At 67.3% G+C, this 22,121-nt stretch carries 23 protein-coding genes and 1 tRNA gene; 8 read left to right on the forward strand and 16 right to left on the reverse strand.

What is annotated here, in order from left to right:
• Positions 1–147: 147 nt before the first annotated feature.
• A complete protein-coding gene (nth, locus tag ACIHCQ_RS00170) occupies positions 148–984 on the reverse strand; it encodes an endonuclease III (protein WP_399656194.1) in 837 nt (278 codons plus the stop codon).
• Between the two features lie 319 nt (positions 985–1,303).
• Between nth and ACIHCQ_RS00175 the strand changes: the two genes are divergently transcribed.
• The gene (locus ACIHCQ_RS00175) at positions 1,304–1,978 is read left to right on the forward strand and encodes a Crp/Fnr family transcriptional regulator (RefSeq protein WP_017947815.1); all 675 of its coding nucleotides are present in this window, start codon (positions 1,304–1,306) and stop codon (positions 1,976–1,978) included.
• Between the two features lie 85 nt (positions 1,979–2,063).
• On the opposite strand, the gene ACIHCQ_RS00180 is transcribed toward ACIHCQ_RS00175, so the two are convergent.
• From ACIHCQ_RS00180 to ACIHCQ_RS00195, 4 genes are all read right to left on the reverse strand, one after another.
• Positions 2,064–2,894 carry an MBL fold metallo-hydrolase gene (locus tag ACIHCQ_RS00180; RefSeq protein ID WP_399656196.1) on the reverse strand — a complete coding sequence of 277 codons (831 nt, stop codon included), beginning with the start codon at positions 2,892–2,894 and terminating at the stop codon, positions 2,064–2,066.
• Between the two features lie 418 nt (positions 2,895–3,312).
• The gene (locus tag ACIHCQ_RS00185) at positions 3,313–4,182 is read right to left on the reverse strand and encodes an NUDIX hydrolase (protein ID WP_399656198.1); all 870 of its coding nucleotides are present in this window, start codon (positions 4,180–4,182) and stop codon (positions 3,313–3,315) included.
• A gap of 96 nt (positions 4,183–4,278) precedes the next feature.
• On the reverse strand, positions 4,279–4,746 hold the full coding sequence (locus ACIHCQ_RS00190; protein WP_399656200.1) for a RidA family protein: 468 nt from the start codon (positions 4,744–4,746) through the stop codon (positions 4,279–4,281).
• Positions 4,743–4,904: a DUF4177 domain-containing protein gene (locus ACIHCQ_RS00195; protein ID WP_307661985.1), complete on the reverse strand. Its 162-nt coding sequence runs from the start codon at positions 4,902–4,904 to the stop codon at positions 4,743–4,745. Before ACIHCQ_RS00195 ends, ACIHCQ_RS00190 begins: the two co-directional genes overlap by 4 nt.
• Positions 4,905–4,976: 72 nt before the next feature.
• Here ACIHCQ_RS00195 and ACIHCQ_RS00200 point away from each other — a divergent pair, with 72 nt between their 5' ends.
• Together ACIHCQ_RS00200 and ACIHCQ_RS00205 are read left to right on the forward strand one after the other, a co-directional pair.
• The gene (locus ACIHCQ_RS00200) at positions 4,977–5,939 is read left to right on the forward strand and encodes an ArsA family ATPase (RefSeq protein ID WP_399656202.1); all 963 of its coding nucleotides are present in this window, start codon (positions 4,977–4,979) and stop codon (positions 5,937–5,939) included.
• Positions 5,936–7,282 carry an ArsA family ATPase gene (locus ACIHCQ_RS00205; RefSeq protein WP_399656204.1) on the forward strand — a complete coding sequence of 449 codons (1,347 nt, stop codon included), beginning with the start codon at positions 5,936–5,938 and terminating at the stop codon, positions 7,280–7,282. The genes ACIHCQ_RS00200 and ACIHCQ_RS00205 overlap by 4 nt, the downstream gene beginning before the upstream one ends.
• A 115-nt stretch (positions 7,283–7,397) precedes the next feature.
• Here the strand turns inward: ACIHCQ_RS00205 and ACIHCQ_RS00210 are convergent, their stop codons facing one another.
• Complete coding sequence (locus tag ACIHCQ_RS00210; protein ID WP_187283156.1) at positions 7,398–7,742, reverse strand: WhiB family transcriptional regulator; 345 nt, start codon at positions 7,740–7,742, stop codon at positions 7,398–7,400.
• 416 nt (positions 7,743–8,158) lie between these two features.
• Here ACIHCQ_RS00210 and ACIHCQ_RS00215 point away from each other — a divergent pair, with 416 nt between their 5' ends.
• Positions 8,159–10,408 (forward strand): transglycosylase domain-containing protein, encoded by a 2,250-nt coding sequence (locus ACIHCQ_RS00215; protein WP_399656207.1) that lies wholly within the window; start codon positions 8,159–8,161, stop codon positions 10,406–10,408.
• 103 nt (positions 10,409–10,511) lie between these two features.
• Here ACIHCQ_RS00215 and ACIHCQ_RS00220 read toward each other — a convergent pair whose 3' ends face one another.
• On the reverse strand, positions 10,512–10,976 hold the full coding sequence (locus ACIHCQ_RS00220; protein ID WP_399656210.1) for a GatB/YqeY domain-containing protein: 465 nt from the start codon (positions 10,974–10,976) through the stop codon (positions 10,512–10,514).
• A gap of 188 nt (positions 10,977–11,164) precedes the next feature.
• Here ACIHCQ_RS00220 and ACIHCQ_RS00225 point away from each other — a divergent pair, with 188 nt between their 5' ends.
• Positions 11,165–12,091: a metallophosphoesterase gene (locus ACIHCQ_RS00225; protein ID WP_399656212.1), complete on the forward strand. Its 927-nt coding sequence runs from the start codon at positions 11,165–11,167 to the stop codon at positions 12,089–12,091.
• A 137-nt stretch (positions 12,092–12,228) separates the two neighbouring features.
• Positions 12,229–12,302, forward strand: a tRNA-Pro gene (locus ACIHCQ_RS00230).
• 77 nt (positions 12,303–12,379) lie between these two features.
• Here ACIHCQ_RS00230 and xerC read toward each other — a convergent pair.
• The 8 genes from xerC to ACIHCQ_RS00270 all read right to left on the reverse strand — a co-directional run bounded on the left by xerC (position 12,380) and on the right by ACIHCQ_RS00270 (position 19,187).
• Entirely contained in the window at positions 12,380–13,459 is a 1,080-nt protein-coding gene (gene xerC, locus ACIHCQ_RS00235; RefSeq protein ID WP_399657518.1) for a tyrosine recombinase XerC, read from the reverse strand.
• Positions 13,452–13,658 (reverse strand): hypothetical protein, encoded by a 207-nt coding sequence (locus ACIHCQ_RS00240; protein ID WP_399656214.1) that lies wholly within the window; start codon positions 13,656–13,658, stop codon positions 13,452–13,454. Before ACIHCQ_RS00240 ends, xerC begins: the two co-directional genes overlap by 8 nt.
• 1,178 nt (positions 13,659–14,836) lie before the next feature.
• Entirely contained in the window at positions 14,837–15,697 is an 861-nt protein-coding gene (locus tag ACIHCQ_RS00245) for a pentapeptide repeat-containing protein (RefSeq protein WP_399656216.1), read from the reverse strand.
• On the reverse strand, positions 15,621–16,325 hold the full coding sequence (locus ACIHCQ_RS00250) for a VCBS repeat-containing protein (protein ID WP_399656218.1): 705 nt from the start codon (positions 16,323–16,325) through the stop codon (positions 15,621–15,623). Before ACIHCQ_RS00250 ends, ACIHCQ_RS00245 begins: the two co-directional genes overlap by 77 nt.
• 264 nt (positions 16,326–16,589) lie before the next feature.
• Positions 16,590–17,624 carry a ParA family protein gene (locus tag ACIHCQ_RS00255; protein WP_399656220.1) on the reverse strand — a complete coding sequence of 345 codons (1,035 nt, stop codon included), beginning with the start codon at positions 17,622–17,624 and terminating at the stop codon, positions 16,590–16,592.
• Positions 17,621–18,364: an ATP-binding protein gene (locus ACIHCQ_RS00260; RefSeq protein WP_399656222.1), complete on the reverse strand. Its 744-nt coding sequence runs from the start codon at positions 18,362–18,364 to the stop codon at positions 17,621–17,623. The genes ACIHCQ_RS00255 and ACIHCQ_RS00260 overlap by 4 nt, the downstream gene beginning before the upstream one ends.
• A gap of 131 nt (positions 18,365–18,495) precedes the next feature.
• A complete protein-coding gene (locus tag ACIHCQ_RS00265) occupies positions 18,496–18,609 on the reverse strand; it encodes a hypothetical protein (RefSeq protein ID WP_399656224.1) in 114 nt (37 codons plus the stop codon).
• A gap of 188 nt (positions 18,610–18,797) precedes the next feature.
• Positions 18,798–19,187 (reverse strand): ATP-binding protein, encoded by a 390-nt coding sequence (locus ACIHCQ_RS00270; RefSeq protein WP_399656226.1) that lies wholly within the window; start codon positions 19,185–19,187, stop codon positions 18,798–18,800.
• A gap of 519 nt (positions 19,188–19,706) precedes the next feature.
• Between ACIHCQ_RS00270 and ACIHCQ_RS00275 the strand changes: the two genes are divergently transcribed.
• Together ACIHCQ_RS00275 and ACIHCQ_RS00280 are read left to right on the forward strand one after the other, a co-directional pair.
• A complete protein-coding gene (locus tag ACIHCQ_RS00275) occupies positions 19,707–20,558 on the forward strand; it encodes a helix-turn-helix domain-containing protein (protein WP_399656228.1) in 852 nt (283 codons plus the stop codon).
• Positions 20,559–20,568: 10 nt separating this feature from the next.
• Positions 20,569–20,760: a hypothetical protein gene (locus ACIHCQ_RS00280; RefSeq protein WP_399656230.1), complete on the forward strand. Its 192-nt coding sequence runs from the start codon at positions 20,569–20,571 to the stop codon at positions 20,758–20,760.
• A 112-nt stretch (positions 20,761–20,872) separates the two neighbouring features.
• On the opposite strand, the gene ACIHCQ_RS00285 is transcribed toward ACIHCQ_RS00280, so the two are convergent.
• On the reverse strand, positions 20,873–21,931 hold the full coding sequence (locus ACIHCQ_RS00285; RefSeq protein ID WP_399656232.1) for a hypothetical protein: 1,059 nt from the start codon (positions 21,929–21,931) through the stop codon (positions 20,873–20,875).
• Positions 21,932–22,121 lie beyond the last annotated feature (190 nt).

The raw sequence follows: 22,121 nt of genomic DNA on the forward strand, positions 1-22,121 counted from the left end.
TTCGCTTCACAACGCCTTGGGGCACACGGATCGTTCCGTGAGGTCCGTGAGGTCTGTGAGTTCCGCCGGTTCTGTGAGTTCTGCCGGTTCTGCCGGTTCTGCCGGTTCCGCGAGATCCGTCCGTGCGGTGCCACTGAGGGCTCGGCGTCATACGGCCTCCCTCGGGTCCTCTACGTCCCCCAGGGACGGCGCGGGCTTGCCCGGGTAGTCCGGGGGCGGGTTCAGGCGCTGCCCCGGGTGGCCGCCCATCTCGTACTTCAGCAGCCTCTTCGCCTTCTCGGGGTCCGTCTCGCCCTCGCCGTACGACGGGCAGAGGTGCGTGATGGGGCAGGCGCCGCAGGCCGGTTTACGGGAGTGGCAGACGCGACGGCCGTGGAAGATGATCCGGTGCGAGAGCATCGTCCACTCCGACTTGGGGAAGATCGCGGCGATCTCCGCCTCGACCTTCTCCGGGTCCTGCTGGTCGGTCCACTTCCAGCGCCGCACCAGCCGGCCGAAGTGTGTGTCGACCGTCAGACCCGGTACGCCAAAGCCATTGCCCAGAACGACATTCGCCGTCTTGCGGCCGACACCGGGCAGGGTCACCAGATCCTCCAGCCGGCCCGGGACCTCGCTCCCGAAGTTGTCCCGCAGGGCGGTGGACAGGCCTATGAGCGCCTTCGCCTTGGCCCGGAAGAACCCGGTCGGACGGATGATCGCCTCCAGCTCCTCGGGCGCCGCCGCGGCCATGTCATCGGGCGTGGGGTACTTCGTGAAGAGCGCGGGCGTGGTCTGGTTCACCCTCAGGTCCGTCGTCTGGGCGGAGAGGACCGTGGCGACCAGCAGCTGAAACGGGTTGACGAAGTCGAGTTCCGGATGGGCGTACGGATAGACCTCGGCGAGTTCGCGGTTTATCCGCCGGGCGCGGCGGACCATCGCCAATCGCGATTCCGTTTTGGTAGGTTTTGTCGCTTTCTTGGGGTCGGGTGCGGCATGTTCGCCCACGGCGGAATTCTGCTTTCCGGTCACTCTCCCAGCCCCCTTGGCCTGCGCTCTCACCGGCGAATTGGACACCCGGCCAGCCTAAGGGGCGGCACTGACATCCGCCTCGGCCACCCGCAATCAGGACCCAATCGGGCCCCTGCCGCACGAACCGGCTCGGCCGTGCGTCAAACTTGCTGTGACTGATCGCACGAATTTTTACTTGCCGGGGGTCCGGCCGCGGCACAGACGCTGCGGGTCCAGCCTCCGGCTTCGTGCAGCGCGGTCCGGCATCATGGGGCCACAGTCCGGTCCCCTGAGCAGGTCGACAAGGAGAGAACTCGTGGACGACGTTCTGCGGCGCGCCCCGCTCTTCGCGGCGCTCGATGACGAGCAGGCCGCGGAGCTCCGCGCCTCGATGAGTGAAGTGACGCTCGCCCGCGGCGACGCGCTCTTCCACGAGGGCGACCCGGGCGACCGGCTCTACGTGGTCACCGAAGGCAAGGTCAAGCTCCACCGCACGTCCCCCGACGGCCGCGAGAACATGCTCGCCGTCCTCGGTCCGGGCGAGCTGATCGGTGAGCTGTCCCTGTTCGACCCGGGCCCGCGTACCGCCACCGCCACCGCGCTGACCGAGGTCAAGCTCCTCGGCCTGGGCCACGGCGATCTGCAGCCCTGGCTCAACGCCCGGCCCGAGGTGGCCACGGCGCTGCTGCGCGCGGTCGCCCGTCGGCTGCGCAAGACCAATGACCAGATGTCCGACCTGGTCTTCTCCGACGTGCCGGGCCGGGTGGCCCGAGCGCTCCTCGACCTGTCGCGCCGGTTCGGCGTGCAGTCGGAGGAGGGCATCCACGTCGTGCACGACCTGACCCAGGAAGAGCTGGCCCAGCTGGTCGGCGCGTCCCGGGAGACCGTGAACAAGGCGCTGGCGGACTTCGCGCAGCGCGGCTGGCTGCGGCTGGAGGCGCGTGCGGTGATCCTGCTGGACGTGGAGCGGCTCGCGAAGCGTTCGCGCTGACCACGTCCCGTACGGCTCGTACGCGAGGTGCGAGCCGTACGAACCGTACGAACCGTACGAGCCGTACAGCACTGGATCAGGCCCGCTAGATCAGGCCGTGCTCGCGCAGATACTCCAGTTGCGCCCGCACCGACAGCTCGGCCGCCGGCCACAGTGACCTGTCCACGTCCGCGTACACGTGCGCGACGATTTCGGCGGGGGCGCGGTGGCCGTTCTCGACGGCCGTCTCCACCTGCGCGAGGCGGTGGGCGCGGTGGGCCATGTAGAACTCCACCGCTCCCTGCGCGTCGTCGAGTACGGGCCCGTGGCCCGGCAGCACCGTATGCACCCCGTCGTCGACCGCGAGCGAGCGCAGGCGGCGCAGGGAGTCCAGATAGTCGCCGAGCCGCCCCTCCGGGTGGGCGACGACCGTCGTCCCGCGCCCCAGGATCGTGTCCCCGGTCAGTACGGCGCGGTCGGCGGGGAGATGGAAGCAGAGCGAGTCGGCGGTGTGCCCCGGGGTGGGTACGACGCGCAGCTCAAGCCCGCCGGTGGTGATGACGTCCCCGGCGGCGAGCCCTTCGTCGCCGAGCCGCAGCGCGGGGTCGAGGGCGCGGACATGAGTACGCGTCAGCTCGGCGAAGCGGGCGGCGCCGTCGGCGTGGTCGGGGTGGCCGTGGGTGAGGAGGGTCAGGGCGACCCGCTTGCCCGCCCGCTGGGCGGTGGCGATGACAGCCTTGAGGTGTACGTCGTCGAGGGGCCCGGGATCGATGACGACGGCGAGCTCGGAACCGGGCTCGGAGACGATCCAGGTGTTGGTGCCGTCGAGGGTCATCGCGGAGGCGTTGGGCGCGAGGACATTGACGGCGCGGGCCGTGGCGGGCCCGGAGAGCACGCCACCGCGGGGCTGCCCGGGGAGAGCCGAGGCATCGGTCACCGCACACCTCCAGCTCTGCGGAGTGCGCCGAGTGCCCGGAGACATGTGGCCGTGGAGCGACGCCGTAGCCGCGGCGGCTCGGCCGCACGGCAGGGCCGACACCGCTGCCTGGCGGCGGCCAGGCTTCCGCGAGCATCCCGCACCGGCCCACACCACGGCAGGGCCGACACCGAGCCGCGCGGAAGGCGCCCGAAGAAGGAAGGTGCGAAGAAGGAACGTGCACGGCGGGTGCCGTGAGCCCCCTGACAGGCCGCAGTACCTCCCGCACCTCCCTCACCTGCCGCGTCCACCGCAGCCAGCATGAGCGGCCGGACACGCCTCGCCACAGCACCCGGGGCCGAAGTCCGCGTCGGCCCACCAACCACCGCAGCCCCCCACCGGCACCGCGACACGCGCCCACACACCGCGACCGCACACGTCACCGCTCGCCACCCCCCGTCGGGATGTGCTTCGTGAACTCGTCGTGGCCCGGCCAGCTCAGGATCAGCTCCCCGTCCTCCAGGCGCGCCCGCGCCAGTACTGGTGTCAGGTCCCGTTCCCCCGCCGCCGCGAGCGCCGATGCCGCCGTGGCGTACCCCTGCAGGGCCCGCAGCGTCGAGACCGTCGGCGGCATCATCAGCAGTTCGCCCCTGTCGTAGCCCGCCGCCGCGTCCGACGGGCGGATCCAGACGGTCCGGTCCGCCTCCGTCGACGCGTTACGCGTCCGCTGGCCCTCGGGCAGAGCCGCCACAAAGAACCACGTGTCGTACCGTCTCGGCTCGAATTCCGGGGTGATCCACCGTGCCCACGCACCCAGCAGATCCGAGCGCAGCACCAGCCCCCGCCGTTCCAGGAAGTCCGCGAAGGGCAGCTCCCGGTCGACCAGGGCCTGGCGGTCCGCCTCCCAGTCGTCGCCAGTCGTATCGCCGACGATCGTGTCGGGTGTGAGGCCCGCGAGCAGGACGCCCGCCTCCTCGTACGTCTCGCGCACCGCCGCGCAGACGATGGCCTGGGCCGTACGCGTATCAGCCCCGAGACGAGCCGCCCAGGCATCCAGCGACGGGCCCGCCCACCGCACCAGGTGGTCGTTGTCGCGCTCGTCCACGCCGCCGCCCGGATATGCGTACGCGCCTCCGGCGAAAGCCATGGAGGCGCGTCGGCGCAGCATATGGACGGCAGGGCCGTCCGGCGTGTCGCGCAGCAGCATCACGGTCGCGGCCCGCTTCGGCGTCACGGCGGTGAGCTCGCCGCTCGCGAGCGCGCGAATCCGGTCCGGCCACTCGGGCGGATACCACTGACCATTGGACATGAACGGATGCTATGCGCATCCGCCGCGATGTTCGAGGCAGTCGAGTCCGGACTCAGTCCCGCCTCGGGCCCGCCTCAGTCCCGCCTCGGGCCTGCCTCAGTCCCGGACGAGCTCCACCTGGAACTCGATCTCCACCGGAGCGTCCAGCGGCAGCACCGCGACACCCACCGCGCTGCGCGCGTGCACACCCCTGTCGCCGAGCACCGCGCCGAGCAGCTCGCTCGCGCCGTTGATCACGCCCGGCTGCCCGGTGAAGTCCGCGGCCGAGGCGACAAAGCCGACAACCTTCACGACCCGCTCGATCCGGTCCAGGTCGCCGATGACCGACTTCACCGCGGCCAGACCATTCAGCGCGCAGGTGCGCGCCAGCTCCTTGGCCTCCTCGGCGGTGACCTCGGCGCCCACCTTGCCGGTGACCGGAAGCTTGCCCTCCACCATCGGGAGCTGGCCCGACGTATACACGTACACACCAGAGATCACGGCCGGCTGGTACGCGGCCAGCGGCGGCACGACCTCCGGCAGCGTCAGCCCGAGCTCGGCGAGCTTGGCCTCAACACCGCTCACGGGGTCTTCTCCCGCTTCAGATAGGCCACCAGCTGCTCAGGGTTGTTCGGCCCGGGAACGACCTGGACGAGCTCCCAGCCGTCCTCGCCCCAGGTGTCCAGAATCTGCTTGGTCGCGTGCACGAGAAGAGGCACAGTCGCGTATTCCCACTTGGTCATGGAGCCGACTGTAGTCGCACCGACAGGCAGCCTCGTGCGTAGCCGGCGGCACGACTGGTTACGCTCGAATACGTGAGCAGGCTCCAGGTCGTCAGCGGCAAGGGCGGTACCGGTAAGACGACGGTCGCCGCCGCCCTCGCGCTCGCCCTCGCCACCGAGGGAAAGCGGACTCTCCTCGTCGAGGTCGAGGGCAGACAGGGCATCGCACAGCTCTTCGAAACGGAGGCGCTCCCCTACGAGGAGCGGAAAATCGCCGTCGCCTCGGGCGGCGGTGAGGTGTTCGCGCTGGCCATCGACGCCGAGCGCGCGCTCCTCGACTACCTCCAGATGTTCTACAAGCTCGGCTCGGCCGGCCGCGCCCTCAAGAAGCTCGGCGCGATCGACTTCGCGACGACCATCGCGCCGGGCGTACGGGACGTACTGCTGACCGGCAAGGCATGCGAAGCCGTACGCCGCAGGACGAAGCAGGGCCAGTACGTGTACGACTACGTCGTGATGGACGCCCCGCCCACCGGCCGCATCACCCGCTTCCTGAACGTCAACGACGAGGTCGCGGGCCTGGCGAAGTTCGGGCCTATACACAACCAGGCCCAGGCCGTGATGCGGGTCCTCAAGTCCCCGGAGACCGCGGTGCATCTGGTGACGCTGCTGGAGGAGATGCCGGTCCAGGAGACCGCGGACGGCGTCGCCGAACTGCGCGCCGCCGAACTCCCGGTCGGCAAGGTGATCGTGAACATGGTGCGCCCGCACATCTTGGACGAGGAGGCGGTACGCAGCGCGGCGGGCGACCGGCGTACGGACATCGCCAGGGCGCTCACGGCCGCGGGCGTCAGCGGCTCCGCCAAGCTCGTCGGCCCGCTCCTGGACCAGGCCGCGGATCACGCCCAGCGCGTCGAGCTGGAGCGCGAGCAGCGCGCCGCCCTCTCCTCGCTCGGCCTGCCGGAGTACGAACTCCCCCTACTGAGCGAGGGAGTCGACCTGGCCGGGCTCTACCAAATGTCGAAGGAACTGCGGAAGCAAGGGGCTGCCTCATGACCCTGGACGCGTCGGCGCCTCTTGAAGTCGACCTGCTCTTGGACGACCCGGCCACGCGCATCATCGTGTGCTGCGGCGCGGGCGGCGTCGGCAAGACGACCACGGCGGCGGCTCTCGGCGTACGGGCGGCGGAGCGCGGTCGCAAGGTGGTCGTGCTGACCATCGACCCGGCGCGCCGCCTGGCCCAGTCCATGGGGATCGACTCTCTCGACAACACGCCTCGCCGGGTCAAGGGCATCCAGCCCGGCGGCAACAACAACGGCAACCGAAACAGCAACGGAAACGGCACCGGCGCGAACGCGGGCGAACTGCACGCCATGATGCTCGACATGAAGCGGACCTTCGACGAGATCGTCGAGGCGCACGCGGACGGCGAGCGGGCCCGCGCGATCCTGGAGAACCCCTTCTACCAGTCCCTGTCGGCCGGTTTCACCGGCACGCAGGAGTACATGGCGATGGAGAAGCTGGGCCAGCTGCGCGCCCGCGACGAGTGGGACCTCATCGTGGTCGACACCCCGCCCTCTCGCTCGGCGCTGGACTTCCTGGACGCGCCCAAACGCCTCGGGTCGTTCCTGGACGGGAAGTTCATCAAGCTGCTGATGGCCCCGGCGAAGATGGGCGGCCGGGCCGGGATGAAGTTCCTCAATGTCGGCATGTCGATGATGACCGGCACGCTCGGCAAGCTGCTCGGCGGTCAGCTCCTGCGCGACGTACAGACCTTCGTCGGCGCCATGGACACCATGTTCGGCGGCTTCCGCACCCGCGCCGATGCCACGTACAGGCTGCTCCAGGCACCCGGCACGGCCTTTCTCGTGGTCGCCGCCCCGGAGCGGGACGCGCTGCGTGAGGCGGCGTATTTCGTGGAGCGGCTGGCGGCGGAGGAGATGCCGCTGGCCGGTCTGGTACTCAACCGGGTCCACGGCAGCGGCGCCGCCTGGTTGTCGGCTGAGCGTGCGCTTGCCGCCGCAGAAAATCTTGTCGAGGAGCGCATTGTGGATCATGCGTCTGGGAAGACTGATGTTCGTGACGTCGCGGGCGCCTCTCCCACAGCCCCGCCCGCGGACGACACCGCCGAAGACGAAGATCCAGATGACCAAGCTCATGAATCCCCGGGGGACCACACCACAGAGCAACTGACGGCAGGTCTGCTGCGCCTGCACGCCGAACGGATGCAGGTGCTCGCGCGCGAACAGCGGACACGCGACCGTTTCACCGCACTCCACCCCGAGGTGGCCGTGGCCGAAGTACCCGCCCTGCCCGGCGATGTACACGACCTCGCGGGACTGCGGGCCATCGGCGATCAACTCGCAGCCGGTGGCGGCACCCCGGCCGGAGCTGCGTAAAACCGTAAAACCGCGCGCGTGCAGACATGCGGAAGTGCCCGCACAGCTCATGCACGGCTAGCACAACGTGCACAACTAGCCGCACAGCTAACGGTGATCGGCGAACGGCGAGCGGTTACCCCACCGCCGCGTACGCCTCGTACGTCTCGTCGTCATCCAGGCCCACGGGCAGGATGCCCGCACTGCGCTCGTACTCCGTCCGCGCGGTTTCGAGCAGTCTGCGCCAGGACGTGACCGTGGGGCGCCTGCGCAACAGCGCACGCCGCTCCCGCTCGGTCATTCCGCCCCACACGCCGAACTCGACGCGGTTGTCGAGCGCGTCGGCAAGGCACTCGGTCCGCACCGGGCAACCGGTGCACACCGCCTTGGCCCTGTTCTGCGCTGCCCCTTGTACGAACAGTTCATCCGGATCGGTAGTGCGGCAGGCTGCCTGCGCACTCCAGTCGGTTACCCAGCCCATGCCGGCGCCGTCCTCTCCCGAATCGAGGCTCCCCCACGGCGGCAGCGGCATATTCACCGCTGCCAGTTGAGGACGTTACGGAAGGTGGGCACAGCGCAACACCCCCTTCGGGCCCAATCTTGAATGGCCCGAACGGACTATGCGTATGCGGCAGATCACCCAGGGGAGTGAGCCGAGGGCTTATGTAACTATTCCGGCAAACCGGGATGGTTCAGTTGAGCCACAACGGACACTGGATGACGCATGTGGCGGATTCGGACATGGATCCGCCAGATTCGGGTACAGCGGGGAGTCATGCCAGGAGTCCATGGGCTGGGCCCAGGACTTGATGCGAATCCGCATTGCTGTGACAGTTGAGTGCAGCTTAGGCCAAGGCATATACGCGTGTCCGGCGAATGAGAACGTAGGCTGCACCTATGCCAAAGAAGCGCTCCGGCGGAGGTCTGACTGCGACCCAGCAGGCCGCCAAGTTCCTCGGTGTCAGTGTTCTCTCAGGGGCGGTGCTCGCAGGGATCGCCCTGCCCGCCGCCGGGGCACTAGGACTCGCGGCCAAGGGAACGGTCCAGGGATTCGATGAAATCCCCGCCAACCTCAAGACTCCCCCGCTGAGTCAGCGCACCACCATCCTGGACTCCAAGGGCGGCCAGATCGCCACGGTGTACTCGCGCGACCGCACGGTGGTCGAGCTCAAGGAAATCTCCCCGTACATGCAGAAGGCGATCGTCGCGATCGAGGACTCGCGTTTCTACGAGCACGGGGCGATCGACCTCAAGGGCGTGCTGCGCGCGCTCAACCGCAATGCCCAGTCGGGCGGCGTCTCACAGGGCGCGTCCACGCTCACTCAGCAGTACGTCAAGAACGTCTTCGTGGAGGAGGCCGGCGACGACCCGGACAAGGTCGCCCAGGCCACCCAGCAGACGCTCGGCCGCAAGATCCAGGAACTGAAGTACGCGATCCAGGTCGAGGAGGAGCTGGGCAAGCAGAAGATCCTGGAGAACTACCTCAACATCACCTTCTTCGGCCAGCAGGCGTACGGCGTCGAGGCGGCGGCCAAGCGCTACTTCTCCAAGTCCGCCAAAGACGTGACCCTGGAGGAGGCGGCGCTGCTGGCGGGTCTGGTGCAGTCGCCGAGCCGCTACGACCCGGTCAATGACACACAGGAGGCGACCAAGCGCCGCAACACCGTGCTGCAGCGCATGGCCGATGTCCAGGACATCACCCAGGCGGAGGCGGACGCGGCCAAGGCGGTCCCGATCAAACTGAAGGTCACCCAGCCGAAGAACGGCTGCATCACGGCGGCCAGCGGCGCGGGCTTCTTCTGTGACTACGTACGCGAGGTGTTCCTCTCCGACCCGGTCTTCGGGAAGACCAAGGAGGACCGGGCCAAGGTCTGGAACCAGGGCGGGCTGACGATCAAGACGACGCTGGACCCGCAGGCGCAGAAGTCGGCGCAGGAGTCGATCAAGGAACACGTCTACGAGACGGACAGCGTCGCCACGGCGGTGACCATGGTCCAGCCGGGCACCGGCAAGATCATGGCGATGGGCCAGTCCCGGCCGTACGGCTTCGGCAAGACCGAGACCCAGATCAACTACTCGGTCAACCTGGGGATGGGCGGATCGAACTACGGCTTCCCGGTCGGTTCGACCTTCAAGCCGTTCGTGGCGGCGGCGGCCCTGGAGCAGGGCAAGCCGCCGACGCAGATGTATCCGGCGCCGTTCAAGATGCCGTATCCGAGCACGGTGCCGACCTGTAGCGGACAGCCGTGGGTCAACAAGGGCAACCAGACGCTCGAGAACGAGGACGAGAAGGAGGTCGGACCGTACGCGCTCAGGGAAGCGATGGAGTTGTCGGTCAACACCTACTTCGTCCAGATGATCGGCGAGATCGGCATGTGCCCGGTCGTGGAGATGACCAACAAGCTGGGTGTGGTCCAGGGCAGCGGGAAGAAGCTGCCGGAGGAGCCATCCACGCTGACGCTCGGCTCCGACGGCATCGCACCGCTGACGATGGCAAGCGCGTACGCGACCTTCGCCAATCGCGGAACGTACTGCACTCCGACCGCCATCGAGTCCATCAGGACGGCGGACCGGAAGAACCTGAAGGTGCCGAAGAGCACGTGCACCAAGGCCATGACGGAGCGGACGGCCGACACCATCAATACGCTGCTGAGCGGCGTGGTCGACTCCGGTACGGGGCGGGAAGCGGGTCTGCAGAGCCGGGACAACGCGGGCAAGACGGGTACGACGGACTTCCGGAAGAACGCGTGGTTCGTCGGCTACACCCCGAACCTCTCCGGGGCGGTCTGGGTCGGCAGTCCCACGCAGAAGGTGCGGATGGAGAGAATCACCATCGGCGGCGAGTACCAGGAGAAGGTCTTCGGTGGCCAGGTCCCCGGACCGATCTGGCGGGACGCCATGACGGGGGCGCTGGAGGGGCGCGAAGCTCCGCCATTCGTCACTGTGTCGATCCCGGATCCTCCGAAGCAGGACGAGGAGAAGCCGGACGAGGACGAGGACAACAAGCCCGGTGACAACCAGGGCGGGCAGGGGAACGGCGGGCAGAAGCCGTGGCCCGGCATCTCGATCCCGCCGGATGTGCTGGGCGGCGGCGGCAACCGCGGCGGCCAGGGCAATGGCGGCGGCGGCTGGCCGGACGGCAGGTAGACAATCATGGGAAAGGGGCCCTCGTCGCGTCTGACGAGGGCCCCTTTCCCATGAGGCATGAGGCCGAGCGGGGCCGAGCAAGTGGCTGACGCCCCCGGGGGCGTCAGCCTGCCAGCAGCTGCTTCACCGCCGCGGCCACCCGACCGCCCTCGGCCCGGCCCGCCACCTTCGGGTTCACGATCTTCATCACGGAACCCATGGCCCGCGGCCCCTCCGCGCCGGCGGCCTTCGCCTCCTCGACCGCCTGCGCGACGATCGCGCGCAGCTCGTCGTCGGTCAGCTGCTGGGGAAGGTAGGCGTCGAGCAGTTCGCCCTCGGCCTTCTCCCGCTCGGCGGACTCGGTCCGACCACCCTGCGCGAAGGCCTCGGCCGCCTCGCGGCGCTTCTTCGCCTCCTTCGCGATCACTTTCTGTACCTCGTCGTCCGAGAGTTCGCGAGCGGTCTGGCCCGAGACCTCTTCCTTGGTGATCGCGGTCAGGGTCAGTCGGAGCGTGGAAGAGCGCAATTCGTCGCGCGCCCTGATCGCGGCGATGAGGTCGTCGTGCAGCTGGGCCTTGAGCGTGGTCATGGTTCCTTCTTAGTCCTTGTTCCGGGGACCCGGCAAATGAGATTTCGCAGGTCAGCAACTACTCGGACGGTCTGCGCAGGCCAGCGGGGCGAGCGCGGCCGTACCGACTGGACGGGGGACCCGGCAGGGACGACGGAAGCGGCTGCCCGCCGCTGCCTGCGCCCCGTGGCGTCTGCGACGATGGGCGTATGCGCGCACGCTACGGAGTACCCCTGGGAATCATGGCAGCCGGCGCGGCCGGTCTCGCCTACGCCGCCGGAATCGAGGCCCGATCCTTCCGGCTTCGACGGCTGACGGTGCCGGTGCTGCCGCGCGGAATGCGGCCGCTGCGCGTGCTCCAGGTCTCCGACATCCACATGGTCGGCGGCCAGCACAAGAAGCGCGCCTGGCTGCAGTCCCTGGCGGGCCTGCGCCCCGACTTCGTCGTCAACACGGGCGACAACCTCTCCGACTCGGAGGGTGTCCCCGAGGTCTTGGACGCGCTCGGTCCGCTGCTCGAATTCCCCGGTGTGTACGTCTTCGGCTCCAACGACTACTACGGCCCCAAGCTCCGCAACCCGGCCCGCTACCTCATCGAGAAGTCCCGCGGCAGCCACGGCCTGAACGGCAACCCACCGGCCGTCGGCGTGATCCACAACCCGTGGGAGGACCTGCGGGACGCCTTCGACACGGCGGGATGGGTGGGCCTGACGAACACGCGCGGCCGGCTGAAGCTGGACAGCTGCGAGATCGCTTTCACCGGCCTGGACGACCCGCACATCAAGCGGGACCGCTACGACCGGGTGGCGGGCGGCCCGGAGATGGACGCCGACCTGTCGCTGGCCGTCGTCCACGCCCCGTACCTGCGCACACTCGACGCTTTCACGTCCGACGGCTACCCCCTGATCCTGGCGGGCCACACTCACGGCGGCCAGCTGTGCATCCCGCTGTACGGGGCGCTGGTCACCAACTGCGACCTGGACACGGAGCGCGTGAAGGGCCTCTCCACCCACAGCTCCGGGGGCAATGTCTCGTACCTCCACGTCTCGGCGGGCTGCGGCACGAACCGTTACACGCCGGTACGGTTCGCCTGCCCACCGGAGGCGACGTTGCTGACGCTGACGGCACGCGACTGAGGGGAACGGCCGACCGCGCGGGGCGCCGGCGTCCTCCCGGAGCCTCTCCAGGGCCACCCGAGGCTCGGAGAAACCGGATTTCGCCTCGGAGCGTGGGTGGGCTAAAGTAATCGATGTCGCCGCGACAGTGGTGACATCGGGGTGTAGCGCAGCTTGGCAGCGCGCTTCGTTCGGGACGAAGAGGTCGTGGGTTCAAATCCCGCCACCCCGACAGCTAAGTAGCAGGTCAAAGGCCACCCGGTAACATTACCGGGTGGCCTTTGATCTTGTGCGTGACTAACTGCGTGACTATCGCTTTGGACCGGGGCCGAAGATGCCGTTCATAGCGGTCGCACCAGACTGGATGACCGGGCGAATCTGCTTCCGGTAGACCACCTCCGTCACAGCCGTACTGGAGTGGCCGACCAGCCGGGAGATCTCCTCAATCGGCATCCCGTTGTCCGACAGCAGCGATACGAAGGACGTCCGGGTCTCCCGTGATGTCCACTCGTCCGGGGTGATCCCGTCGACCCGGGCGAGGACCCGCCGGAGCTCACGCCGTACGTTCGCGGCATCCAGCTCCGTGCCCACGGCTGACGTGAAGACGAGTCCGTTCTCCTTCCAGTTGTCACCTGCCGCGAGGCGCTGCCATCCCTGCCGCTCCCACTGGATCCGGAGCGCGTCGATGGCGCGGCCGGGCAGTGCCAGCGTCCGGCGGGACTTCTTCGTCTTCGTGTCTCCGGTACTGCGGACTGAGCGCCACACCGCGATGTGCGGAGGGATCACAGGGTTCGCGTCCGGGGCGCCATCGAGGTCGACGTGATCCCACCGCAAGGGGCGGATCTCTTCGGTGCGGCCACCGGTGAGGAGGGACACCACGATGTACGCGTACAGCGGGGAGTCCTCCGCAGCGACCAACACGGCCTCTGCCTGAGCGAGCGTCAGTGACTTCGACGGGCGTCCGGGCTGGCCGGTGGGGACCGAGCACAGCTCTACGACGTTGCGCTTCACCTTGTCCCGCGCCATGGCCCGCTTCACCGCGCGGTTCAGGCACGAGCGGATCGCTTCCAGGGAACGGGTGCTCAGCACTTTCGCCTTGGCCGCGAGCCACCTATCCACGTCGTCGGCGCTGAGGTCGCGAAGCTTCCTCGCTCCCAGGGCCGGGATGACATGGGTGTTGCAGAGGATCGTGTTGGTGGTGACGGTCCCAGGGTCCCGACCGGCGAGCCCGTAGTTGAGCCAGTCCGTCACCGCGTCCTTGACCGTGTAGCCGGTGGGGGCGATGGCAAGACCGTCCTCATAGTCCCGCAGCACCTCTTTCAGCTTGTCCTTGGCCGCAGTCTTGGTCTTGCCGCGACCTTGGTGCAGCGCTATCCACGTGTCACCCAGGACGATTCGTCACTTTATTGGTAACACCACCTGCTACACCAAGCCCCACGAAGAAGGCCAAAGCTGCAGTCATCCACTGACCATCTGTGATGGTCTCGAAACCTGTGTGCTCCCCCTGGAGGGCTGTTACCAGGGAAGAGAGAAAAGCGATCACGGCGCTGACGATGGCAGCAGCAATAGCTTTCGCATGATTTTTCATATTTCTCCCCTCGCATCGGCGCCCCAGAATTGGCACCAATTTGAACCTTACCCACCCCACACGCTCTCACCCAGAGGAAACACCGGCTACAGATCGACGCAAGGTTATTGATTGAATACTTTGATCCGGTAATCATCGCCATGTGCGCACATAGCCAAGTCGAGAAATTATGCCTCGCTCAGATTGGAAGCCCATCCCGACCGAATATGTGAAAATATTTCCCCAGCTGCCCGATAGTCGGATCTGGGTAATCACGGTGAAATCAGACGGGCCGACGAGGTCGCTTCTCGGCCCTTCGCCCAGGTCATCGCCCGAACCTGCCGTAAATGATCGCAGCTTCCCGAGCTGATGTTTGCCACCGTTCGCCCTGCGCTCCATCTCAAACCAGTGTGTGCCAAGCACCAGTGGGGCGAGCCGAGTCGATGCTCGACCGGCTGCAACACCTCGTGGAGTGTTGCAGCCGGTCTGCGTCGCCGACCCCTGTTAATCCAGGCATCGAAGGCGAATTCCCTTCGACGTGCACTGGTTGACGCGCCCGTCTTTACCGCCGAATGCGCGGCAGGCTTCCGCGGAGCAACTTGACGATCTCAATGGCTCGGCGGGCCTTGCTGTCATCGGAGGTGAACGCTGCGAAGAGGGCGCAGATGGCGACGACTGTCGTGATTAGCAACGGCGAAATAGCGAACAGCCACAGGAAGGACACGGGGGTGACAACTCCATGATGAATGGATGTGTCCCGCCGCCTACGGCTCGCCGGTCCGATCCGGCTTCGTAGTGCTTGGAATGAGTGGCTTCAGCGTCCCTGGGCTGTTGAGGTGCGCTTGAGGCTCGGACCCGACCTCGTACCGCGCGCTTCATCGAGAAGTTTACGCGATTCCTCGATCGTGGGCCCTGAACCCGGGGTACCACTCGCGTGGTGAGCATGGAGACGCCGCAAGGCGGACTGATGGGCCGAAGCCTGGGCCGTCCCTGGGCCGTCCGAGGCCGCTCAACAGTGGCCAATGACGACCAACGACGACCACAAGGCGCACAGGCCCACCGCCCCTGACCAGCAAATACCCAGCTCACCAAGATCCCCGGCAAGACCCAGGGCAAGAAGAAAGGCTTGAGTCGCCCATTGAGACTCCACCACCCTCAAGCGCGTCCCGAAAGTCCGCGACCTGCTTACGCGATCCTGGCTAGCGGAGGGACGGCGGCAGGCCACGGGCTCCATCCCGCTTCGCCCCTTTCAGCTTCGCCCCTTTGAGACGTGCTCCGGTGAAGTCCGCCCCCGTCAGATTCGCGCCGGTCAGGTCTGCGCCCTTTAGGTCCGCTCCCACGAGTACCGCGCCGGTCAAGTTCGCGCTCGTCATGCTTGCATCGGCCAGCTTCGCCCCCTCCAGATCCACGTCGGTCAGATTCGCGGAATTTAGAGACGCGCCGGTCAGGTCTGCGCAGTCGTGCTTGACTCGGCTACCGGTAATAACCCCCAAGCAGAAGGTCGCGCCGGTCAGATTCGCGGTGTCCAGCGTGGCCTCGCGGAGGTTCGCCTGCAACAGGTTCGCAGCCGGGAGCTGCGCGCCCAGCATCCATGCCTCACGGAGGTCGGCGTCGACTAGTTCCGCGCCGCTGAGGTCAGCTTCTTCAAAGTTCGCTTCGCGGAAGTTGATGTTGAGTCCTCGGGCGGACAGGAACGACCCACCCATAGATTGGAGCCCGCGCAAATCGGTGCCGCTCAGGTCGATCATCGTCCCCCTATCGCGGTTAGGGAGGCGGTTGGCCAACACGTTCATCACCGCCTGGACATCGGCGGGCAGCGCGGTCTGTGCCTTCCTGGTGCCACTGGCCGGAAGGCGGGCATGCTGACGTACGTACGCGGACAGAACCGCGACGACCGTGGGATGGTCGCGGGAGGAGTCCTGCATGATGCGCTGCAGGGCGTAGATTCCCCCCAGACGCACATCCATTGACTGCGATCCCAGATTAGTGATCGCGGCGTTGAAGCGGTTGGTGATCTGCCCCTGCTCGCTGATCCGCAGTTCCTTGCTGGTCTGCCCCACCTGCATCCAGGTGAACAGCAGCGCGGCCAGCGCAGCCAGCCCAGGCAAGCTGACTGCTGCCCTGGCCGGCGAGCTGGGTGTATTGGCCCCAGCCTGCGCCGATGCGCGTGCGCGAGGTGAGCGTGCCGTCCGGGTGGGCGAGATACCCCCACAGAACACCGGCTTTGTCGAGGCCGATGAGGTCGGCCTCCTTGGCCCCGCCGAGGTTTCCGGGGGAGAGGACCGTGGTGTAGATGTTCCAGCCCTTGCCGACCTGCTTGCTGTGGTACTCGAAACTGCTGTCGAACCAGCTGTAGTCCAGCTTCCCGTTCTTGTGCAAGTACCAGGTGCCGTCGCTCCACCCGTCCTTGTCGTTGTCTACGTTGATGGAGTCGGCGAAGGCGTCGAAGCTGACCGCCAAGTGGTCCGCAGGCTGGAAGCCACCCTTGCGGTCCGTGACGTACAGGTACAGCTCGGTGGTCTGCTTGTGAACGCCCTTCATCGCGAAGCTGGGTGTTTCCACCGGAGTGGCCGCGCGGGCGCGGGGTCCCGCGCTCTGGGCGGCCTGGGCCTGCTGCTCGCCCCCGGCCGCGGCACGCATTTGGTCGGCCCCGGCCGGGTCGCCGGAGGCTAAGGCCGTACCGGCCATGGCGGCCATCGCGGCCGTGACGGCAGTGGCGGCGAGCGCGCCCCGAAGCGCACGCCGACACCGGGTGATGATCACGAAGGTTCCCCCTGCGATTTACTCAACGGCACATGTCGAGTGCCACAGTTGATCAGAAGCTTCTCACGAGGGCCTCACACAACTCATCAGAGTTCATCGTCTCTTCAACAACCACCATGGCAATACACGCCCGCGCTATACAGACCCTGATGAGACCGCGTGGGGCAGGTGGGTCGCCTCGCCGTCCGCCTACCGGTCCGACGCGCGCTGGAGGATGTTCTGCGCCAGCCCCCTGAACTCCCTGTAGCAGATCTGCACGTACTTCTGTGTGCTGCCGAGCGCGCCGTCGGCGGTCTTGAGTTCGAACATCGGCTTACGGGCGTCATGCGCGAGCTGCATCAGGCTGCGGTAATCGCGCAGGGTCGCGATGTGATGGCGGTCGTCGTCCGGCGCGGGGCTCTGTTCACCGAGTACGGCGGCGGAGTAGACCCACGGGATGCGCTCCAGCCAGCGCTCGTACGCCTCGACGGGCCGGTCGAGGCGCATCTCCGGCTGCATGATGACATAACCCATCGGCGTCATCTCGGCAGGTGGAGCCGAAATCCCGTGCGGCACCTGGGGCAGGACGACCTGTTGCCAGTTGTGCTGCCATTCCCGGAGCGTCGGGCCGAGGTTGCTGAGTCCCTTGAGCGAGAACAGATCTGCGGCGAGCGGCATCAGCACACTGTCGGCGGCGAGCAGCGCGGACCGGTTGATGGCTCCGAGGTTGGGGCCGACATCAATGAGGACAATGTCGGCGTCGACGGATGCGGCGGCGTGTTCGACCATACGGTGGAATGCGGTGGTGGTACGGATCCCGGCTTCGTCCCCCGCGAGCGACTTGAGCCAGTCGTTCGAGAGCTTGTCCTCGAAGCGGCTGAGATCGAGGCTTCCCGGAAGCAGCCACAGCCCTGGTTTCAGCGATACGGGCTCCACGAGCGCTACATCGCCCGTCCCCTCCAGGATGGGCCGTACGGCGTCGGCGACGGTACGGTCGTCACGGACCCGTCCCGCGCCCGGCGTCACCGCGAACTCCCCTTGGGCAATCAACTCGGAGGGGTTGAGCCACAGGTCCTCGATCTCGCTCTCGTCCAGGCACATCGACGTGAGGCTGGCCTGGGGATCCAGGTCCACCGCGAGGACGTTGTGATCGAGGCGGACCATCATGTGCGCCAAGTGGTAGACGAGGGTGGTGTTACCCGCCCTGTCGTTGTTGTTGAAGAGTGCGATCGATGGCGCGGTCATGTGGCTCTCCGGAGGGTTACGGCCCAGGACGAGTGGTCCACCTTGAACTCGGCGGGCGGATTGCCGTTACGTTCCAGCGCTGCCCGCACCCGACCGATTCCCCGGCCGAAGCGGTTGACGTAGCCGAGCCCTTTCAGCGCCGCAGCGAGAGACGGGTTGCGGTAGTCCGTGACCAGGTCGAAATTGTCGTCCCGCACCTGGCCGAAGGGCCCGCCAGGATTCGTCACCTCGATGCGGTCGTCGAACCAAACGATACGGGTGGGCGCATACGAGGTCTCGTAATTCCGGTGCATCAGGGCGTTCATGCAGATCTCGCGGAGGGCCTCCAGCGGATAATCCGGGCGCGAGGTCTCGCGGAAACCGTCACCGACGATCCGGGTCCGCACATTGCTCCGCAGCAAGGGCTCCAGCCGGGCCGCGGTGCCGATGAGGTTCTGCCGCAGCTCCTGTTCGTCAGCGATGGGAGCGTCGAGATCGACCCCTCCGTACCGCACGAACTGAACATACGCCCCGGGGATACAACGGGCGGGGGCGAGTCCGACGGCCAGCAGGCCGAGCGCGGTGGGGACACCGTCCGGCGTGGCCAGATGGCAGGAGGACAGCTGCACGTCGAGCGGGCGGCCGTTCTCCTCAATCACTTCCGGGTCGACCATGGCCGGCAGGTACGAACGCTGGAACAGAACGCGTTCGTCCTCGCGGCCCGCCCGTCGCGTGGTGGGGCCGGGCCTGACCCAGATCACACCGTCGCACCGCACGGGCGGAGCGGCGGACGCCTCGACCCGCAAATGTACGACAGGCTTCCCCTTGTAGAGGGCCGCGCGCACGGTGGGCGACGGCCGGTCAAGAACGCGGCCATCGTCGCGGAGATCCGTCAAGGGCCAGCAGAGCTGCGATCGCTCGTGTCGACCCCATCCACAGGTTCGCCCTGGTCATCCACCCCAACGAGAATGTCCCCGCCTCCTCTGCCGCAGAGATCATTAGCCATGGCGCACACGGCACTGGCGATGGCGTCCCCGCGCTCTATCAGTTCGTGGTTGGCCGAACAGCCGGAGCCCGCGCGATACCCACCGGCTGGGCGAGGTCCCCGCGCTCGGACCGGGTACGGCCGGATTCGTCACGGTCAGCAGGGCCGCCGCTCCCGGTTCGGTACGGCGGCCCCGACTCAGTTATCCGTCAGGTGGCCCGGCTTCCCGGGCTGTGCGGGAGGGTGGCCCAGGTGCACGTTCCGGTGCTGGGCGGGTACGCGGCGCCGAAGCCCCAGGTCCCGAGATGCGCCTGCACCAGGTCGAGGACCCCTGCGAGCGCGGTCTCGCGGCGTTCGTCGCACGCGGCGGCGAGGCCGGCGTGGGTATGGGCGGCATGGGTGTCGAACACCGTGACCTGAAGGGCGTCCTCCGCCTGGCACAGCCCGAGATGGATCCGCTCCCCCGAACCGGTGAACCGGCACGCGTAGACGACGAGTTCATCGACGAGGACAAGGGCCGGGTCGATCATCTTCTCCTCCCAGCAGTGAGCATCCAGGACGATCCAGGCGGCCTCCTGGGCGATGGCCGGCGTCGCCACGGCCGAGGGGCAGCGTCAGCCCGTACGAGAGGTTCCGCGGGCCCGGCTCGCCCAGGTCCTGGGATGGAGGCGGGCACTGCGTGATCCTCGGGACCGCGTGCAACGCGAACGGTGCGGCGGCAACCGGCGGTACGGGGCCGAGACAGCTGCCACGGGCGGGCACGGTCCTGTCGGGGATTGAACCGGTGAGGCCGCTCTTAGCCGGTACGGGTGTGGATTCGTTCTCGGGCATGTCAACTCCGCTCGCTGGTGGGGTGATGGTCGGCGTGTACGTGGACGCCTGCGGCTCACAACGGGCAGTGGCTCGTCTCCCTGACGCGGGCACGCCCCTCCCAGGGCAGGAGGACGTGGGCAGGCTCGCGTGATGCTCTTCGTTCTCGCTATGCGTGAGCGTCGCGTCACTTAAGGTAGAGCAGCCGCCGCATCGTGCGCCACCTTTAAGGTGGGAAATTAACCACCTTTGGTCTGGTGTCGCGATGTCCGGCAGACTGAGCGACAGATCGGACAGGAAGGCATTCGATGCCCCCACGCGCCACACCCACACAGCGTCAGAGGCGACTCGGTACCGAGATCCGCAAGATGCGGACCGAAGCGGGTCTGTCCGCCGAGTACGTGGCAGGCCTGCTCGGTGTCGACCGGGGCAAGGTGTCGAACATCGAGTCGGGGATCCGTAACATCAGCGCCGATCGCCTGCGCACCCTGGCCACCCACTGCGAGTGCACCGACGAGCAATACCTGTCCGCGCTCGCAGAACTCACCGAGGCTCCACAACGCAACTGGTGGGACGAGTACCGGGGAAGGCTGTCATCGGGCCTCTTGGACATCGTCGAGCTGGAGTGGCACGCGGCTCGGATTCAGACCATCCAGACAATCCACGTGCCGGGTCTTCTGCAGACCGAGGACTACGCCCGCAGCGTCTTCACGGCGGTCCTCCCCTCACTCCCCCGCCTCGAAGTCGAACTACGCGTGGCCCACCGGATGGACCGGCAGCGTGTGCTGAACCGCGAACGCCCGGTCGCCTACGTGGGATACGTGCACGAGGCCGCCCTACGCATGCTCTTCGGCGGTCGCGACGCAACGAAGAACCAGCTCAACGCGTTGATCAAGGCGAGCGAACGGGACAACGTCACCATTCGCGTAGTGCCCGTCGAACGAGGCAGCTTTCCCGGCGCCGGACACGCCCTGCTTTACGCGGAAGGACCCGTGCCGCAGCTGGACACAGTGCAACTCGATTCCGCACATGGCCCGGAGTTCATGCATGCCGAGCTGCAACTCGCCAAATACCGAGCCCACCTGCAATGGATGGACACGTCATGTCTGTCACCCCGAGCCTCACGCGACTTCATCCACAGCGTCATTCGCGAACTATGAGGAGCTGACCGTGGCCGAGATCAACTGGGAAGAACCCTTTTGCGGAGAAGGCAACAACTGCTTCCGCATCGGAACCGACGCGTACGGCAAGGCGTACATAGCGCTCGCAGGCCAAGAGGAGACGTACCTCACCGACTCCCGTGAAGCTCTCAGCACCCTCATCCGGGACATCAAGGCCGGTAAGGCTGACCACCTGCTGTAGCTCCGGTTCGAAGGCGCTCAGAAGCGGCATACACATCCGGGTCGGGGCTGCGGGGACTCCGCCGTCCCATCCGGACGACGCCTGCCAGGCCCCCTGCCCCCACGCGAATTGTTCAGGCAGGCGGGTCGTGCCTGGTGCCGCCGCGCAGAGACGAGAGCACCAAGCGGCCGTACCGGGTGGTCAGCACAGCGGCGGTTGCGGCAACGGAGAGGCCCAAAGCAACGAGGAGATGGGCCACCGATTCGTCACCCAGGACTTGCAGGATGCCGAGCGCGGAGCCCAGAGGAAGTCCGAGGATGGTGAGGACTCCGAGGGCTCCGCTGATTTGCTGGCTCTCTTGCGTCTGGACAAGTCGGCTGTTGTCTGCGGCTTCTGCCAGGATCTCGGCGAAGCGGACAGGCAATCGGTGCTGTGCCTGAAAGGCGAGGAGCAGTTCGTTGGCCGGACCATGAGCGGTCAGGTGCTGGCGCCAGTAAGTGCTGCGGAAGCGGGCGATGTTCCGCTCCAAAGCAGCTACCTTGCGGGCCAGCCGCGCTCCGTCGAACACCTCGGACAGTTCCTCGGTGAGTTCGTCGATGTGATCGCGCTGGAGCGAACCGAGCAGCAAGGCATCGAGGTAGACGGTACGGGCGTGCAAGGCCCCGAAGTCGTAGAAGTCGCCGTCGCCGCTGTCGGCGCGATGCCCGAGGAAGGCGGCACCGTGTCGCAGTACCAGGGCGCTCCAGTCAGCTGAAATGCGTACGGCCTGACCGAACTGGTCCGCTGCGATCTCAGGGGCGAGGGGAAAATCTGCCGCCGTCGATCGAGAGGCCAGGTGCCACAGCCATTGGTCGGCCGACGGCGGAAGAACGGCTGTGGGCTCGGACCGGAGTGCCGGGGTGTGCTGAGCCTTGGGAGTCAGGAAGGCGATGGTGTACGGGCGGGCAATCGCGAACGTACCGGTGCCGTCCCTGACTTCGGCGATGTCGGCCAGGAGCGACTCCGGCGCAAACGGACCCGTGAAAGGATCCGGTTCGGCATCGGGACGGCGGCCGATGGCTCGCAGCAGGGGAAGCAGCGGCCTGGTGGCAGTGAAGTGCAGGACCGCAAGGGCGTGGTCCTGATAGCGGGCGGTAGCTGTCCGCAGCAGTTCCATACCGTGCAGATGCAGTCCGTCGTGGTCGACTGACATGGGCCGGTACCAGCGGCGGGGGCGCCCGGGTGCACCGTAGAGAACGCGTGCCGAAGCAGGTGCGAAGTACGTCGCACGGGTGGCCGCGTCGGTTCGCCTGCTGCCGAGTTCGAAAGGGAAGGGGCCCTCTGCCCAGCCCGGAGTACATACCAGCCGCACGGGAAGTACGACGGTGAGGGCCTGGCGCGCT

This window comes from Streptomyces sp. NPDC052236 (assembly GCF_044548015.1).
Lineage (GTDB): Bacteria > Actinomycetota > Actinomycetes > Streptomycetales > Streptomycetaceae > Streptomyces.